This is a genomic window from Gaoshiqia sp. US2 (assembly GCF_059705485.1).
Genome location: NZ_AP048550.1, coordinates 1,520,148 through 1,534,957, shown reverse-complemented (window position 1 = coordinate 1,534,957; position 14,810 = coordinate 1,520,148). Strand labels below are relative to the sequence as shown.

At 45.1% G+C, this 14,810-nt stretch carries 11 protein-coding genes; 7 read left to right on the top strand and 4 right to left on the bottom strand.

Features of this window, described 5'->3' with window-relative positions:
• Positions 1–781: 781 nt before the first annotated feature.
• Positions 782–1,789 (top strand): type I glyceraldehyde-3-phosphate dehydrogenase, encoded by a 1,008-nt coding sequence (gap, locus tag AC6H3C_RS05985; protein ID WP_423129052.1) that lies wholly within the window; start codon positions 782–784, stop codon positions 1,787–1,789.
• 127 nt (positions 1,790–1,916) lie between these two features.
• On the opposite strand, the gene AC6H3C_RS05980 is transcribed toward gap, so the two are convergent.
• Positions 1,917–3,101, bottom strand: a complete 1,185-nt coding sequence (locus tag AC6H3C_RS05980) for an ABC transporter permease (RefSeq protein WP_497519772.1) — start codon at positions 3,099–3,101, stop codon at positions 1,917–1,919.
• A 455-nt stretch (positions 3,102–3,556) separates the two neighbouring features.
• Between AC6H3C_RS05980 and AC6H3C_RS05975 the strand changes: the two genes are divergently transcribed.
• The 6 genes from AC6H3C_RS05975 to AC6H3C_RS05950 all read left to right on the top strand — a co-directional run bounded on the left by AC6H3C_RS05975 (position 3,557) and on the right by AC6H3C_RS05950 (position 10,562).
• On the top strand, positions 3,557–4,081 hold the full coding sequence (locus AC6H3C_RS05975) for an IS1096 element passenger TnpR family protein (protein WP_497519771.1): 525 nt from the start codon (positions 3,557–3,559) through the stop codon (positions 4,079–4,081).
• A gap of 52 nt (positions 4,082–4,133) precedes the next feature.
• Positions 4,134–5,045, top strand: coding sequence for a tRNA (adenosine(37)-N6)-dimethylallyltransferase MiaA (gene miaA, locus AC6H3C_RS05970; protein WP_497519770.1), 912 nt, complete (start codon positions 4,134–4,136; stop codon positions 5,043–5,045).
• A gap of 78 nt (positions 5,046–5,123) precedes the next feature.
• Positions 5,124–6,275, top strand: coding sequence for a glycosyltransferase (locus AC6H3C_RS05965; RefSeq protein WP_497519769.1), 1,152 nt, complete (start codon positions 5,124–5,126; stop codon positions 6,273–6,275).
• Positions 6,276–6,336: 61 nt separating this feature from the next.
• Positions 6,337–8,589 carry a RelA/SpoT family protein gene (locus AC6H3C_RS05960; RefSeq protein WP_497519768.1) on the top strand — a complete coding sequence of 751 codons (2,253 nt, stop codon included), beginning with the start codon at positions 6,337–6,339 and terminating at the stop codon, positions 8,587–8,589.
• A gap of 67 nt (positions 8,590–8,656) precedes the next feature.
• On the top strand, positions 8,657–9,097 hold the full coding sequence (locus AC6H3C_RS05955) for a Fur family transcriptional regulator (RefSeq protein ID WP_497519767.1): 441 nt from the start codon (positions 8,657–8,659) through the stop codon (positions 9,095–9,097).
• Positions 9,098–9,284: 187 nt separating this feature from the next.
• Complete coding sequence (locus AC6H3C_RS05950) at positions 9,285–10,562, top strand: adenylosuccinate synthase (RefSeq protein ID WP_497519766.1); 1,278 nt, start codon at positions 9,285–9,287, stop codon at positions 10,560–10,562.
• Positions 10,563–10,902: 340 nt separating this feature from the next.
• Here the strand turns inward: AC6H3C_RS05950 and AC6H3C_RS05945 are convergent, their stop codons facing one another.
• Genes AC6H3C_RS05945 through AC6H3C_RS05935 form a run of 3 tightly spaced genes read right to left on the bottom strand, consistent with a single transcriptional unit; the run spans position 10,903 to position 14,790 of the window.
• Positions 10,903–11,556 carry a porin family protein gene (locus AC6H3C_RS05945; protein ID WP_497519765.1) on the bottom strand — a complete coding sequence of 218 codons (654 nt, stop codon included), beginning with the start codon at positions 11,554–11,556 and terminating at the stop codon, positions 10,903–10,905.
• A 41-nt stretch (positions 11,557–11,597) separates the two neighbouring features.
• Positions 11,598–13,910 (bottom strand): TonB-dependent receptor, encoded by a 2,313-nt coding sequence (locus AC6H3C_RS05940; protein WP_497519764.1) that lies wholly within the window; start codon positions 13,908–13,910, stop codon positions 11,598–11,600.
• On the bottom strand, positions 13,903–14,790 hold the full coding sequence (locus AC6H3C_RS05935; protein WP_497519763.1) for a DUF4249 domain-containing protein: 888 nt from the start codon (positions 14,788–14,790) through the stop codon (positions 13,903–13,905). The genes AC6H3C_RS05940 and AC6H3C_RS05935 overlap by 8 nt, the downstream gene beginning before the upstream one ends.
• Positions 14,791–14,810 lie beyond the last annotated feature (20 nt).

The following is a 14,810-nucleotide window of genomic DNA, read 5'->3' as shown; positions in this document are numbered from 1 at the left end:
AATGATAAAAAACCTTCGTACAAGTCTACCGCTGTTAAGCACAAACCTAATTCTTTTAAACAATATATACAAGCCCTTTCGCACTTTCAAACGATCATTTATTAACCGCAAACTGTTCATGAAAAATATAAAAACCTTATTTTCAGAACGATTGCAGTATATTATTTACACTAATTATTTTTTATTGTATCGTTTTATTTCTCCAAACGAAGGCCGTATTTCCGGGTTTTAATAAACGGATCGGGAAAAGAATGACGATTTTTACCGGCTGCAAACAAGAATTTCAGGCACATGTAATAAATGGATAGCCCGACTCGTTATTTAGGGGACAATTACCGAGAAAGTATGAAGAAGAATGTAAAAGTAATTTTATTAGCGGCATGTATTTCAGGTATGTTTATGGTTTCCTGCAAAATTTGCGAATGCCCGGCATATTCACAGCAAAAAAACATCCCGGAGATTCAATCAACACCCGGCCATACTCCGGCCATCATTGAATCGGACGAAACTTTATCATAATCTGGTTTTTCTAAACATAAATTCCCTTCGCTGTTTGTAATAATGCGTATTCGGCTCATTTTTGTGTTTTATCCGCTTACCCGCCGGATAAAGCGGTCTTGTTGTGCAACATTAATTAAATTTTAAACTCTTCTTAAAAAAAATAAAAGGAAAACAAAAAATTTGACGGTACAGATTATAGTTCGTTATTTTGTGTGGCTAAAAAAATTAAGGCTGATAAATCAAAGAATAAATCTTTCAATTAATTATTAAACTATCAACTATGTCAAAAATTAAAATCGGTATCAACGGATTTGGCCGTATCGGTCGTTTCGTTTTCCGTCAGGCTATTGCAAAAGGTACAATACAGGTAGTTGCCATCAACGACCTGATTGATGTAGATTACATGGCTTACATGTTAAAATACGATTCTACTCACGGTTTATTTAAAGGTGATGTTGAAGTAAAAGACGGTAAACTGATCGTAAACGGAGAAGCCATTCGCGTTACGGCTGAACGCAATCCGGCTGACATCAACTGGGGAGCTGTTGGCGCTGAGTACGTTGTTGAATCAACAGGTTTGTTCCTTGAAAAAACCAAAGCTCAGGGTCATATCGACGCCGGCGCTAAAAAAGTGATCTTCTCTGCTCCTTCAAAAGACGATACGCCAATGTTCGTGATGGGTGTTAACCACACTTCATACAAAAACGACATGAACTTTGTTTCCAACGCTTCATGCACCACCAACTGTTTAGCTCCTATCGCTAAAGTGCTGAATGACAAATTCGGCATTCTGGAAGGTCTGATGACTACCGTTCACGCAACTACTGCAACTCAGAAAACAGTTGATGGCCCTTCGGCTAAAGACTGGAGAGGTGGCCGTGGCGCCGGACAAAACATTATCCCTTCTTCAACAGGCGCTGCTAAAGCTGTAGGTAAAGTAATTCCTTCGTTGAATGGCAAACTGACCGGTATGGCTTTCCGCGTTCCGACTCCTGATGTATCAGTGGTTGACCTGACTGCCCGTTTGGAAAAACCAACGACTTACGCTGAAATCTGCGCTGCCATGAAAGAAGCTTCTGAAGGCGAATTGAAAGGTATCCTGGGTTACACCGAAGATCAGGTGGTTTCCAATGACTTCATTGGCGATACCCGCACTTCTATCTTCGATGCAGGCGCTGGTATCCAGTTGTCTCCTACTTTTGTGAAAGTAGTATCATGGTACGACAACGAAATGGGATACTCTGCAAAAGTTTGCGAATTGATCCAATATATGGATTCAGTAAAATAATTAGCTCCCGGTCCTTCCCGAAAAGGAACGGAACGAGATCGAACAATATGAAAAGGCGTTACAGATGTAGCGCCTTTTTTTGTTCCAGCCAGGTCAATAATAAAAAAGACTGAGAAAAACACGCCATTTATTCGTATCTCAAACTTTCAATCGGATCGAACCGGGCAGCTTTCTGCGCCGGATAATATCCCGACACGATCCCGACCAAAAAACACAACACCACGCCAACCAAAATCCAAAGCCAGGGAACAATAAATGAACTGCCAATAATCATCGAGACCACGTTTCCCATCAGGATTCCGAGCACAATCCCCAACAAGCCCCCCAATTGCCCGATAACCACCGCCTCAATCAAAAACTGTTGCCTGATGAGCCGCGAATTGGCCCCGATTGCTTTTCGTACCCCGATTTCACGGGTGCGTTCGGTGACCGAAACCAGCATAATATTCATTAACCCAATGGCGGCTCCCAGTAAGGTAATGATGCCGATAATCGTGGCGACCAGGGTGATTTTTTTGATATTATTCAGTAACATTTTTGCCAGTCTGTCACTTTTCTCAATATTAAAATCCGATTCGTCGGTCGGGCTTAAGCCCCGTGTAATCCTGAAAACTCCTTCACTCTCGCCGATAGCGGCATCAACCAGCTGCGTTTGATCGACCTTCACCTGAATATTAAAATTCATTTTGGGCCGCGAAAAGTAGGAGCGGACATTTGAATACGGCAGCAGACAGATCTCGTCGCCTCCTCCGCCAAAAGCTCCTCCTTTCGACTTCAGGGTACCAACAACCAGGTAGCGGCCATTGCCGATCGTTACTTCCTTTTCCAACGGATTTTCACCCGGGTCAAACAGCCGTCTGACCAGCCTGTCGCCCAACAAAACCACATTACGCCCCGACTGAACATCTTCAGCCAATAAATTCCGGCCCGACTGGATCTCAAAACCCGATGTGTAAATGTAATTCTCATCGATTCCGGTCACCGAAACGTTTGGGTTCGATTTTTTCGACCGGTATTTTACAGTGGCCGTTCCGGTTGCATTCACCGACACCGACACCATCGCCGGAAAATCAAACCGTTCTTTAAAATCTTTTGCCTGATAATAATTGATGTAGCTGTAATTCTTTGTACGATACCGTTGATTTCCAATATCAACACGCATCCCGCGGGAAGTAATGGTAAAGGTATTCACCCCCATGAACGTAAATTCTTTGGTTATCGATGCTTTAATCGAATCAATGGCTGTTAAAATTCCAACCAGGGCGGTAATACCCACGGCAATAATCAATACGGTGAGAATGCTCCTTAACAAATTTGTTCGTACTGAAACCAAAGCAATCCGCAAATTTTCAAAAAACAGGGTTGTATACCGCATACTTAAGTTTTCATTGAATTGGCAAGTTAAGTTCTTAAATAATTACGGGATTAACAAGAGCCGGTTTCTTCAGCTGTGATAAAAGGATTAAAACAAAGAAAGCCACAGACGATGGCCCTGCCCCGCCTGACTTGTTCGAACATTCGCATTCGGCCATTCAAAAAGTTCATGAATAAATGAACGTATACGAATTTTATTCTAAACATACAAGCCATCTGTTCATAAAAAATACAATCTTAAAGCCCACACTCCCAAATACTTGAAATTCGCATTTTTTTAGTTAATATTTTTTAACATTTATTACCTAACCTTTCCCAAACATCGCCGTTAAACATGCCTGTATGTGTAAACCGAGCAATATCTTACATAACAATGCAATGAATATTTAACGTATGATTCACCATTTCAAAATTACAGCTGTAGAAGAACCCGGATTTATGCTGAATGTAGCTTTGGATGGTCAACATACGTTTGCTGACCTCCACCACTGTATACAACATGCTTGTAGTTACAGCCCCGACCAACTGGCATCATTTTTTCAGGCTGGTAAAAATTGGGGCAAACAAGTTGAAATTACGTTACTGGATATGGGAATTGACGATGCCGCCGGTTATACGATGGCAAGAACCCGCATAGACGATGTTCTAAAGGGAGAACACCAGCGTATGCTCTACGTATTCGACTTTTTTCATGACAGATCTTTTTATATTGAATTAACGCAAATATCTATGGGACAAAATCAATTAGAACCTTCAGTCATTTCGGTGAATGGAAATGCTCCTTCTCAGGTACTGGAAGAAGAGTTAGAAGTACAAGCCTATGAGGCGCTTTATCCGGACGAGCGATTTGATTACGGTGATGTAGATGATTATACCGAAATTTTTGGTGAAATGGAAGATTGGATGGAAGGGTCATAAACCCTTCCTTTTTTTTTGAAAAGCCCTACCTTTGCCCCATAGGTAATTTAAAATGAAAACGCTAATTGTACTTTTGGGGCCAACAGGAATCGGGAAAAGCGATATCAGCATCCGGCTGGCAAAATATTTTCATTCCGACATTATTTCGTCCGATTCGCGGCAGATTTATCGCGAGCTTTCTGTCGGAACCGCTGTCCCTCCCCCGCACGACCTGCAAACCGTCAAACACCATCTGATTCATAGTCATTCCGTTCATGACTACTACAGCGCAAGCCGTTTCGAAAAAGACGCCCTGCAAATTTTGGATACCATTTTAAAAGAGAATGACCTGGCCATCATGACCGGTGGTTCCATGTTATACATCGATGTTGTTTGCAAAGGAATCGACGATATTCCGGATGCCGACCCCAAACTACGGGCCGAACTGGTTGCCGAATACGAAGAAAAAGGCATTGAACATTTAAGGCTTCAACTGAAACAACTCGATCCGCAATACTACGAACAAGTTGACCTGAAAAATCACAAGCGCCTATTACACGCCCTGGAGATTTGCCTGGCAACCGGACGGACATACTCTTCGTTCAGAACCGAGCAAGTAAAAAAACGCCCGTTCAACATCCTGAAGATCGGCTTAAACTGCGAGCGGGAAAAACTTTATGCCCGCATCAACCTTCGCGTTGACAAGATGATGGAAGCGGGGCTGGAAGAAGAAGCCCGACAGGTCTATCCGCTCCGGCACCTGAATTCGCTGAATACGGTAGGCTATAAAGAATTATTTTCGTGGTTTGACGGAGAAACAAACCGGGAGACGGCCATTGAACTGATCAAACGGAATTCGAGACATTATGCCCGGAAACAACTCACCTGGTTTCGGAAAGATCAGTCCATCAACTGGTTTACACCCGACGATGAACCTGAAATCATCCGGTTTATTCAGAACAAACTAAACCAAAAGCATGAATGATGATTAACTTTGCTGAAGAACAAATCAAAATATACAAATCGCCCGCGATTTGATTAAACATCCGGAATGAACCTGCTCATGAAACAAGCTATCAGAACAATAAAAATCATCGGGCCTGCTTATCCTTACCGGGGCGGCCTTGCCAGTTACAACGAACGTTTGGCCCGCGAATTCGTCAAACAGGGATACCTGGTCGATCTGGAAACATTCACCCTCCAATACCCGAACCTGCTTTTCCCCGGGAAAACGCAGTATGTCGACGGGCCTCCGCCGGCCGACCTGCCGGTCAAACGAACAGTCAATTCCATCAATCCGGTTAACTGGTTAAAAACAGGCTTACGAATCCGGAAAGAAAAACCCGATTTGTTACTGGTGCGCTACTGGCTTCCGTTTATGTCGCCGGTACTGGGAAGTATTTGCCGTTTGGTTCGTAAAAACAAACACACACGCGTCATTTGCCTTGCCGACAACATCATTCCCCACGAAAAACGACCGGGAGATGCCTTCCTGACCCGTTATTTTTTGAAAAGTATCGACGGCATGGTGGCTATGTCGCAATCGGTTTTAAACGACATGGACCTGTTTCGGGCCAAACTGCCCCGGGCGCTTTGTCCCCATCCCTTATTTGACAATTACGGGGAAAAACTCGACCGGGCCGAAGCCAAATTTTTACTTGGTCTTGAACCCAACACCAGTTATCTGCTTTTTTTCGGATTTATCCGCGATTACAAGGGGCTGGATATCCTGCTGAAAGCCTTTGCCGATGAACGGCTGAAAAAACTACCGGTAAAACTGATTGTAGCCGGGGAATTTTACACCAACCCCGAGCCTTACCTGAAGCTGATCGACGAGCTGAAGCTGAAAGACCGGCTCATCCTCCATACCGATTTTATTCACGACCAACTGGTGAACAGGTATTTCAGCGCCGCCGACCTGGTTGTTCAACCCTATAAAAGTGCAACACAAAGCGGCGTTACCCAAATCGGCTATCATTTTGAAAAAGCCATGCTGGTAACAAATGTCGGCGGTCTGTCCGAAATTATTCCTGATCAGAAAGTCGGCTACGTGGTTGAACCAAACGAAAAATCAATCGCCGACGCCCTGGTCGATTTTTATCAGAACAACAGGCAAACAGCATTTGAGGCAAACATCATTCAGGAAAAGACGAAATTCTCCTGGGCCAACCTGGTCGACGCATTTTTAACTGTTTACAGGCAAATCGGCTCATAAAATACAAATCTACCTGAAATCGATTATATTTACCGATTACAATTCAATTACAGGCTAAGAAATGCAGGACGGGATCAGTAAATTACAAACCAAGGCAGATCAACGCTTAATCGCTGATTATTATGACGATCTGACACGTTCGTTCGACCAACGGATTTCGGAAGAAGGACGGGAGCGGATCAGGAAAGCATTTGAGTTTGCAAACAGCGCCCACGCCGGTATAAAAAGAAAAACAGGAGAACCTTACATAATTCATCCCCTGGCTGTGGCCAACATTGTTTCCGGAGAAATCGGGCTGGGCGTAACCTCCATCCTGGCCGCCATTTTGCACGATGTGGTTGAAGATACGGATTATACCCTGGATGACATCGAAAATCTTTTTGGAGAGAAAGTGGCGGTGATCGTAGATGGCTTAACGAAATTATCTGACGAGATCACCTCGCAACACGACTCCCGGCAAGCAACTAATTTCCGGAAAATGCTGATGACCTTGTCCGACGATGTGCGGGTGATCCTGATCAAACTGGCCGACCGCCTGCACAACATGCGGACCCTCGAAAGCATGCCCCCTCACAAACAACTGAAAATTGCCGCCGAAACGCTTTACATTTTCACACCGCTTGCCCACCGCCTCGGTTTGTATGCTATAAAAACCGAACTGGAAGATCTCAGCCTGAAATATAAACAACCGGAAACCTACAACCTGATTAAATTTCGCCTGCACAACCAGAAAGAACGCCGGGATTACCTGGTTGAAGAATTTATTAAACCCATCAAGACAGAACTGGAAAAGGAAGGCGTTGAATTCAGCATCTCCGAACGGCTGAAATCCATCTACTCCATCTGGAACAAGATGCAAACAAAGGGGGTTTCATTTGATGAGATCTACGATCTGCTGGCCATCCGGATTGTTTTTAAACCAAAAGAAGGCGTTTCGGAAAAACGACAATGTTTTGACATCCTCTCGCTGATCACCGATATTTACAAACCAAAACCCGACCGGATACGCGACTGGATTACCATCCCGAAAGCCAATGGCTACGAAGCGCTGCACGTAACCGTCATGGGACCGCAGGGAAAATGGGTGGAAGTACAAATCCGGACCGAACGAATGGATGCCATTGCCGAACGCGGCTTTGCAGCCCACTACAAATACAAAGGAATCCAGTCGCCCGAATCGGAACTCGACCGCTGGCTGGAGAAAATCAGGGAAATGTTGCAAAACCCGGAATCTGATGTACTTGAGTTTCTCGATGACTTTAAGATGAACCTCTATGCATCCGAGATCGTCGTATTCACCCCGAAAGGGAGAATGGTCAACTTGCCCAAAGGATCGACTATTATTGATTTCGCTTACGAAATACACACCGATTTGGGAAACCATTGCATTGGGGCAAAAATCAACCACAAACTGGTGCCGGTAAGCCATAAGCTCGAAAGCGGCGACCAGGTCGAAATTCTGACATCCAAAACACAAAAGCCGGATATCGACTGGCTGAAGTTTATTGTAACTGCCAAAGCGAAAACCAAAATTAAACAGGCCTTTAAACTGGATAAAAAACGTCACCTGGAACAAGGTCGCGACCTGATTGATAATAAACTGAAAGAATACAAAATCACCCCATCGTCGGACACACTGAAGAAATTGACGGCTTATTACAACCTCTCGAACAAAGACCAGCTTTACGCCCAGGCAGGAATGGGTTTCATCGATCTCAACGATCTGGAAAATATTCTGAAATCGCGCAGGCAAAACAAGCTGGCCAAATACTGGAAATTAAGCTTCAACTGGAAAAAAGACACGGGAGACGATGAACTCGAACTTGAAATCCCGGACAAGAGCATCGATAAAAAAAACACCTTCATTCTAAAAGAAGACCCGGAAGAAGCCAACTACTCGCTGGCAAAATGTTGTCAGCCAATTCCCGGCGACAATGTGCTGGGTTACCTCACATCGACCAATCACGTCGTTATTCATAAACGCAATTGCCCCGAAGCCAATAAACTGATGTCGCAACAAGGCGACCGCATCATTACGGCCGAATGGACAAAATTCAAAAAACGTTCTTATCTCACCCGGTTAAAATTAAACGGGTTCGACCGTGTAGGTGTCGTCAGCGAAATCACCAATGTGATCTCGAAACTGAATAACATCAACATGCGCACCGTTATGTTCGATACCCACGACGGCATTTTTGAAGGTGAACTATATCTTTATATCCACAACGTCGACGACCTGAACAATCTCATCGCCCGCCTCATGAAAATCAAAGGAATAGACACGATTGAACGCATCGAAAAAATCGATGATTAATTTTTATTTAGACTAAACTATCTGAAAAAATTTCTATTTTTGGGCTTTATTTAAAATTGGTTTAAATATGAATAGCCCTAAGACGAAAGAAACTGTGAAGAACATGTTCACAGAATATCTGGAGAGAAACAATCACCGGAAAACGCCTGAGCGCTTTGCTATTTTAGATGAAATTTACTCGCGTGAGGGCCATTTCGACATTGAATCGCTTTACATCTCGATGAAGAATAAGAATTACCGGGTGAGCAGGGCTACGCTATACAATACCATTGATCTTTTGCTCGAGTGCAAAGTGGTGGTGAAACACCAGTTCGGTAAAAATATTGCTCAATTCGAAAAAACCTTTGCCACCTTACAGCACGACCACCTGATTGATATCAACACGGGAAATGTACACGAATTCTTCGATCCCCGGATCCGCGAAATCATCGAAGAAGCCTGTTTGAAGTATAATTTCAAGCTGTCACACCACGCCTTGTATATTTACGGCGAACAGATCGACCGATAATTGAATCAAACCATTTAGAATAATATTAAAATCCTCTGTTGAATGAGGATTTTTTTATGCCTGTTGCGAAAATAATTTGTAATTTTATCTGCCAAATGAAATTCAAACCGGCACCGTGGAAATCAGCCATGTAAAAATACCTGAATTCCGCGGTTTACTATGTCTGGAAATCTGTAAACCACATATCATGAAAGTAGATGTCATTTTAGGACTCCAATGGGGAGATGAGGGAAAGGGAAAAATTGTTGACGTGTTAACGCCAAAATACGATGCCATTTCCCGTTTTCAGGGCGGCCCAAATGCCGGCCACACACTCGAAATTAATGACTTTAAACACGTACTGCATACGATCCCGTCAGGAATTTTTCATGAAAATAAAATCAACATCATTGGAAATGGTGTTGTGCTCGATCCCATCGTTTTCAAAAAAGAAATCGAAGGAATCCGGAAATACGGGATCGACCTGCACAAAAACCTGTTTATCTCACGAAAAGCGCACCTGATTTTGCCTACGCACAAGTTACTCGATGCGGCGTCGGAAACAGCCAAAGGTGAAACAAAAATCGGTTCGACCCTGAAAGGTATCGGCCCGACATACAAAGACAAAATTGGCCGCGACGGACTACGTGTAGGCGACCTGTTTGAAAATTTTGAAGAAAAGTATTCAAGCCGCGTCAACGCACACAAAGAAATGCTCGAGAAATTTTACAACTTCGACTACAAACAATTGCTGGAAGAATGGGAAAAAGAATGGATGGAAGGCGTTGAAGTGCTGAAATCATTCCAAATTGTCGACAGCGAGCACCTGATCAATGACCTGCTGATGGACGAGAAATCCGTGTTGGCAGAAGGCGCGCAGGGGACCCTGCTGGATATTGATTTTGGTTCATACCCGTTCGTTACCTCATCCAATACCATTTGTGCCGGCGCATGCACCGGCTTGGGCATAGCCCCGCAAAAAATCGGCCGCGTATTCGGCATTTTCAAAGCCTATTGCACCCGCGTGGGAATGGGCCCGTTCCCAACCGAACTGCTTTGCGAGACCGGACAGAAACTGCGCGATGCTGGCCGCGAGTACGGTTCTACCACCGGGAGGCCCCGCCGTTGCGGCTGGCTCGACCTGGTAGCCCTTAAATATTCAATCATGATTAACGGCGTTACCGAACTGTTCATGATGAAAGCCGACGTGCTGGATGATTTCGATACCATCAAAATTTGCGTCGGTTACGAAATGAACGGAGAAGTAACCGACAAATTTCCTTTTGAACTGAACGACGATGTGAAACCGGTGTATGCCGAGCTGCCCGGATGGAAAACCGACCTGACCAGGCTGACGCATGAAAATGAATTTCCGGAAGAATTCAACAACTACATCGCCTTCATTGAAGAAGAAACCGGCCTCCCGGTTACCATTGCTTCGGTTGGCCCCAACAGGGCGCAAACAATTTTGCTGGAAAAAGAATAATAACCCGGTTATTATTTCCGGAGACTGAATACTGACTGAGACTCTCTCCGGTCTTCAGTCTCCGGTTCTTCGATAAACAGTGGCCAGAGAGGAGTTTGCGACTTGAAGCGCAAAAAGCACCTGAGCACCTAAGTACCAAAGTAAGATTGCGGTTTTTTTTCAGGCCTTGTCATTTGGTCATTGGATAATTGGTCATTGGTCATTGCAGCTTGGAATTTGGAACTTGAAATTTTCGGCTTGCAGCTAAAAGGTAACCTCCGTAGAACCGCGCCTGAATTCTGAATACTGGTACTGAATACTGGAACTGAATACTGAAACTTTCTCCCGTCTTCGGTTTCCGTTAATTACCCTTTGCCCTCTTCCCGATGCTCCAAACAGGGCAAGAAACCTGTACACTCAAATTTCGGTTTTTAAATTCTTCCTGCTCCCATGGGCCTCCGGCAACAGCTCCGCCAATAGACTGCTCGCCTAATCCCTGACTGTATTGAACCGACCAATCCATCTTGCCCACAGAAATTCCTGTTCCAAATGCCCAGTTAAATTCTGTTTTTTTCGTGGTGTACTTGTAATTTATTAACCAGGCTGTTTCGATCCCTGATTCAAAAAAGAGTTTACGGTTAGTTGTGTAACGAAGCTTAAGCGGAACAAGCAGGTAATGCTTGGGGTAATCCTCAAACAGCGTGTAGGCCGGGGTGTTGGAACCATAGCCATATCCACTCTCACTTTCGGTGTCGTAAATCGAGGTTGTTGTTCCGTTGTGCAGGTAGCGGTAGCCAAGCCCCGTTACAAGCCCCCACTTTTTATATACGGGTGCTAAACCCGATATTCCGAACCCCGCGGAGTAACCGTCCCGGATTGTCTTAAAAGACGAATTATTCGCAGAGGGGAAGTAATAACCGCTTTCCCCGTAAAGGCGGAGTTGGAGCGGTGTGTTTTGCGCTAAGGCAGCGACGAATGATAAACAGGCGACGAGGATTAAGATTACTTGTTTCATGGTTTTCTGTTTTTAGATATTGCTATTCATGACAAAATATATTACCAACTGTATGTATAAGTTACCGAAGGGACTACCGGAAAAATACTCACTTTCCTCACTTCGCCCTTCTTTTTATAATAATACCAGGGATTTAGGCGGTTATAAACGTTGTACACCGAGAAGTTCCAGGTGCGGCTATGCCCGTTTGTTTTCTTTTTTGTACTGGAATAGCCCAGGTCGAGGTGGTGAAAAGCCGGCATCTTAAAGTTATTTGGGTGATCGTAGGTTTTCCGGGTTAAAAACCAAGGCATTCCGGAACCAAGGTACTTATCCGTCCCCGGCAGCATCAGCCCCGGCTGTTCCGTGTCGGGGATGCTGAGGTGATTACCCGATTGCAGGGTAAAGCCAAAGGATAAATTTCGTTCTTTTTGCGACGGGGCAGGCAACCGGTACCCGCCGTTCAGCGAAAGGTCGTGCCTGCGGTCGTATTTAAAAGGAAACCACTGTCCTTTATTCAGTGCGTCAAACTGACGTTCCGATTTGGATAAGGTATAAGAAAGCATGCCGGTTAACCGTCCGCTTTGTTTTTCAACAAACAGCTCGGCGCCGTAACCCCGCCCTTTTCCGGTCAGTATGGCGTTTTCCCAGCTATCGCCTTTGGTGTCCACGAAGGTCTCGCCTTCTTTAAAACGGATCACGCGGTTCATATTTTTAATATAAGCTTCGATACCTGCTCGGTAGGAGCTGTTAATTTGCTTTTCGAGCCCCAGCGATACCTGTTGTCCGGTTTCCGGTTTTACCTTATTGGTTGAACCTACCCACAGGTCGGTGGGCAGGCCCATCGACGAGTTGGTGAGTAAATGCAAGTATTGGCTGATAAACATGTAAGAGACTGAAAGGGAATAGCTGTTTCCCAAATCGGCTGAAACAGCCAGTCGGGGCTGTACATAAAGGTAACAGTCTCCCTTGTGCAGGTAAGCCGACAGGCGGACGCCCCCGTTCAGGTTGAAACGGTTCCATTGCAGGTGGTTCTCGGTATAAGCTGCAGCCAGTCCTGCAGCGTTTTGGTTCTGCCGGTTAAAGTCGCTGGTAAAATCGTTCGACTTTACCTGGAATATTCCGGGGGCAAACTTCAGGTAACTGACTTGCATTCCTGCACGCCAGGTGTAATTGGAAGCCGGATAATATTCAACGTCAGATTTCAGGCTGTAATCACTTAATTTTGAACTGGTAACAAATCGGGTAAAGCTGTCGTCCGACTCGCTTTTGCTGTATTGTTCGTATTGGTATTGGCTGGCGTAAAGCGAAAAGTTAGCAAACAGCTTTGGACCGAAAAGTTTGTTCCAGCGAAGCACGCTGGTGAAATTGCCCCACTGGTAGTGATTGCGGGTGTTTGTACCACTGTCGGTGGAGCGGTAAAACTGCCGGTCGCGACCGGCATATATGCTAAAATAAAGCCTGTTTTTATCGTTGATCATCCAGTTACTTTTCGCGTTCAGATCGTAAAACTTATAACCAAAGGTTTGATCAGAATCCGTAGCTTTTTGAATCAGTATCATGGGTAAATCGATAAACGAACGACGAAAGGCAATTAAAAATGAAGCCGTGTCTTTTTTTATCGGGGCTTCACAGGTCACTTGTCCGCTGATGGGGCTAAGGGAGAAAACGCCGCGTGACTCTTTCATGTTCCCATCGCGGGCAGTTACGTCCAGTACCGAGGCCAGCCGCCCCCCGTAACGGGCCGGGATACCCCCTTTATAGAAGGCAGCATCTTTTATGGCATAACTGTTAAAGGTAGAGAAGAAGCCAAAAGCATGGTAAATATTATAAACCGGGGCGCCGTCGAGCAAAATCAGGTTCTGGTCGCCGCTGCCTCCGCGAACGTTGTAGGTGGCCGTATTTTCGCGTCCGCCTTTTACACCCGGCAGGTACTGTATGGCCTTCAGCACATCGGTTTCGCCCAGGAAAGCCGGTAGTTGACGGATTTGGGCTAAATTCAACCGGCTGTAGTTGAGCGACGATAGTTCGGGATGGCTCCGTGCGGTTGTGCCTTTTACCTGCACTTCGTCAATTTCGACCCCCGGCTGTAAATTCAGGTAGATTAAACTGTCGCGTTGCAGGTTTATCTCCAGGCTTAATGTTTTATAGCCTACAAACTGTACCTGCAAACGGTGTGTACCGGGCGGAAGCGGCAAGCTGAAATAACCGTAACTGTTGGCGCTTGTCCCGGTTTGATTGACCGGGTGGTAAACAGTAGCCCCGATTAAACGCTCGCCGCTTTGGGCATCCTGAATATAACCGGTTAGCCGGTACTGTTTTTGCCCCACCCCGTACAGGGGAAGGAGCAACAGAAAAAAAAGCAGCCTATTCATCGCGGTAACTGATATAGGTGAACGAAGCCGAGCCAAAAATCCCCGTCCCGTTTTCGATATTCGAGTAAATTTGCACCGGCTCTTTAAATGGCAACTCTTCCCATTCCTCAATCAGCCACGACTGTACCGAGCTTTTCATATAGCGGTCGTAATGCTCGTCGGTATTAAAAAAGACATCAATCATCCGGGTGTTTAGTTGTTTACTGAACCTCAGCGTTTGTCCGTCAACCCCCTCGTCGGTTTGGCGGACATACAAATGGTAGTAGAAACCAAGCTGCGTTTCAGCATCTATTTCGCGGTTAAAATTATCAGCATAAGGGCTAAAGTAAGCGATCTGATCTCCAAAATTATATTTCCCCCAAGGTATATACCAGACAAGGTCATAGTTCCAGTAATAATCCTTACCCGGCCGGTCGTTAATCCGGTAATCAACCTCCAGTATATAAAATTGGGAAATCGGTTCATAATCGCTCCAATGTTTGTACCGGACCTTGGATACGATCGTTGTATCAATATCCGGTCGTCCGGGCACGGTTGTTTCAGCGCTTAAAGGCAGGTTCCCGTCAATGTCAGCTATAAGCCGGTAGGTTTTCCCGATAGCCGGGTATTGGTTGATTCCATAGTTTCCGTTTCCAAGATAACTGACAGCTCCCCACTCCTCCCCGTTTTGATACAAGAGAATACGGGCATTTTCAACAGGAACAAAGCCGTTGTTATCGTCCAGCGGGCGGGTATCATGCAGGCTAAGCCGCACCAGCGAATCGGGGTTAAGCACGCAGTTTAAGCATATTTTTCGTTCGGGGCGGTAGTCGAGCTCAACCACCTCCTCACAGGAAAAAAATGCAGCTATTAGTAATAAAAAAAAGAAAAACCTGTTCATCGCGGTGCATTTAGTCTTTT

Coding starts and splice junctions, on each gene's coding strand:
- AC6H3C_RS05965 (WP_497519769.1), top strand. CDS start 5,124: ATGAAACAAGCTATCAGAACAATAAAAATCATCGGGCCTGCTTATCCT.
- AC6H3C_RS05955 (WP_497519767.1), top strand. CDS start 8,657: ATGAATAGCCCTAAGACGAAAGAAACTGTGAAGAACATGTTCACAGAA.
- miaA (WP_497519770.1), top strand. CDS start 4,134: ATGAAAACGCTAATTGTACTTTTGGGGCCAACAGGAATCGGGAAAAGC.
- gap (WP_423129052.1), top strand. CDS start 782: ATGTCAAAAATTAAAATCGGTATCAACGGATTTGGCCGTATCGGTCGT.
- AC6H3C_RS05950 (WP_497519766.1), top strand. CDS start 9,285: ATGAAAGTAGATGTCATTTTAGGACTCCAATGGGGAGATGAGGGAAAG.
- AC6H3C_RS05960 (WP_497519768.1), top strand. CDS start 6,337: ATGCAGGACGGGATCAGTAAATTACAAACCAAGGCAGATCAACGCTTA.
- AC6H3C_RS05935 (WP_497519763.1), bottom strand. CDS start 14,790: ATGAACAGGTTTTTCTTTTTTTTATTACTAATAGCTGCATTTTTTTCC.
- AC6H3C_RS05975 (WP_497519771.1), top strand. CDS start 3,557: ATGATTCACCATTTCAAAATTACAGCTGTAGAAGAACCCGGATTTATG.
- AC6H3C_RS05945 (WP_497519765.1), bottom strand. CDS start 11,556: ATGAAACAAGTAATCTTAATCCTCGTCGCCTGTTTATCATTCGTCGCT.
- AC6H3C_RS05940 (WP_497519764.1), bottom strand. CDS start 13,910: ATGAATAGGCTGCTTTTTTTTCTGTTGCTCCTTCCCCTGTACGGGGTG.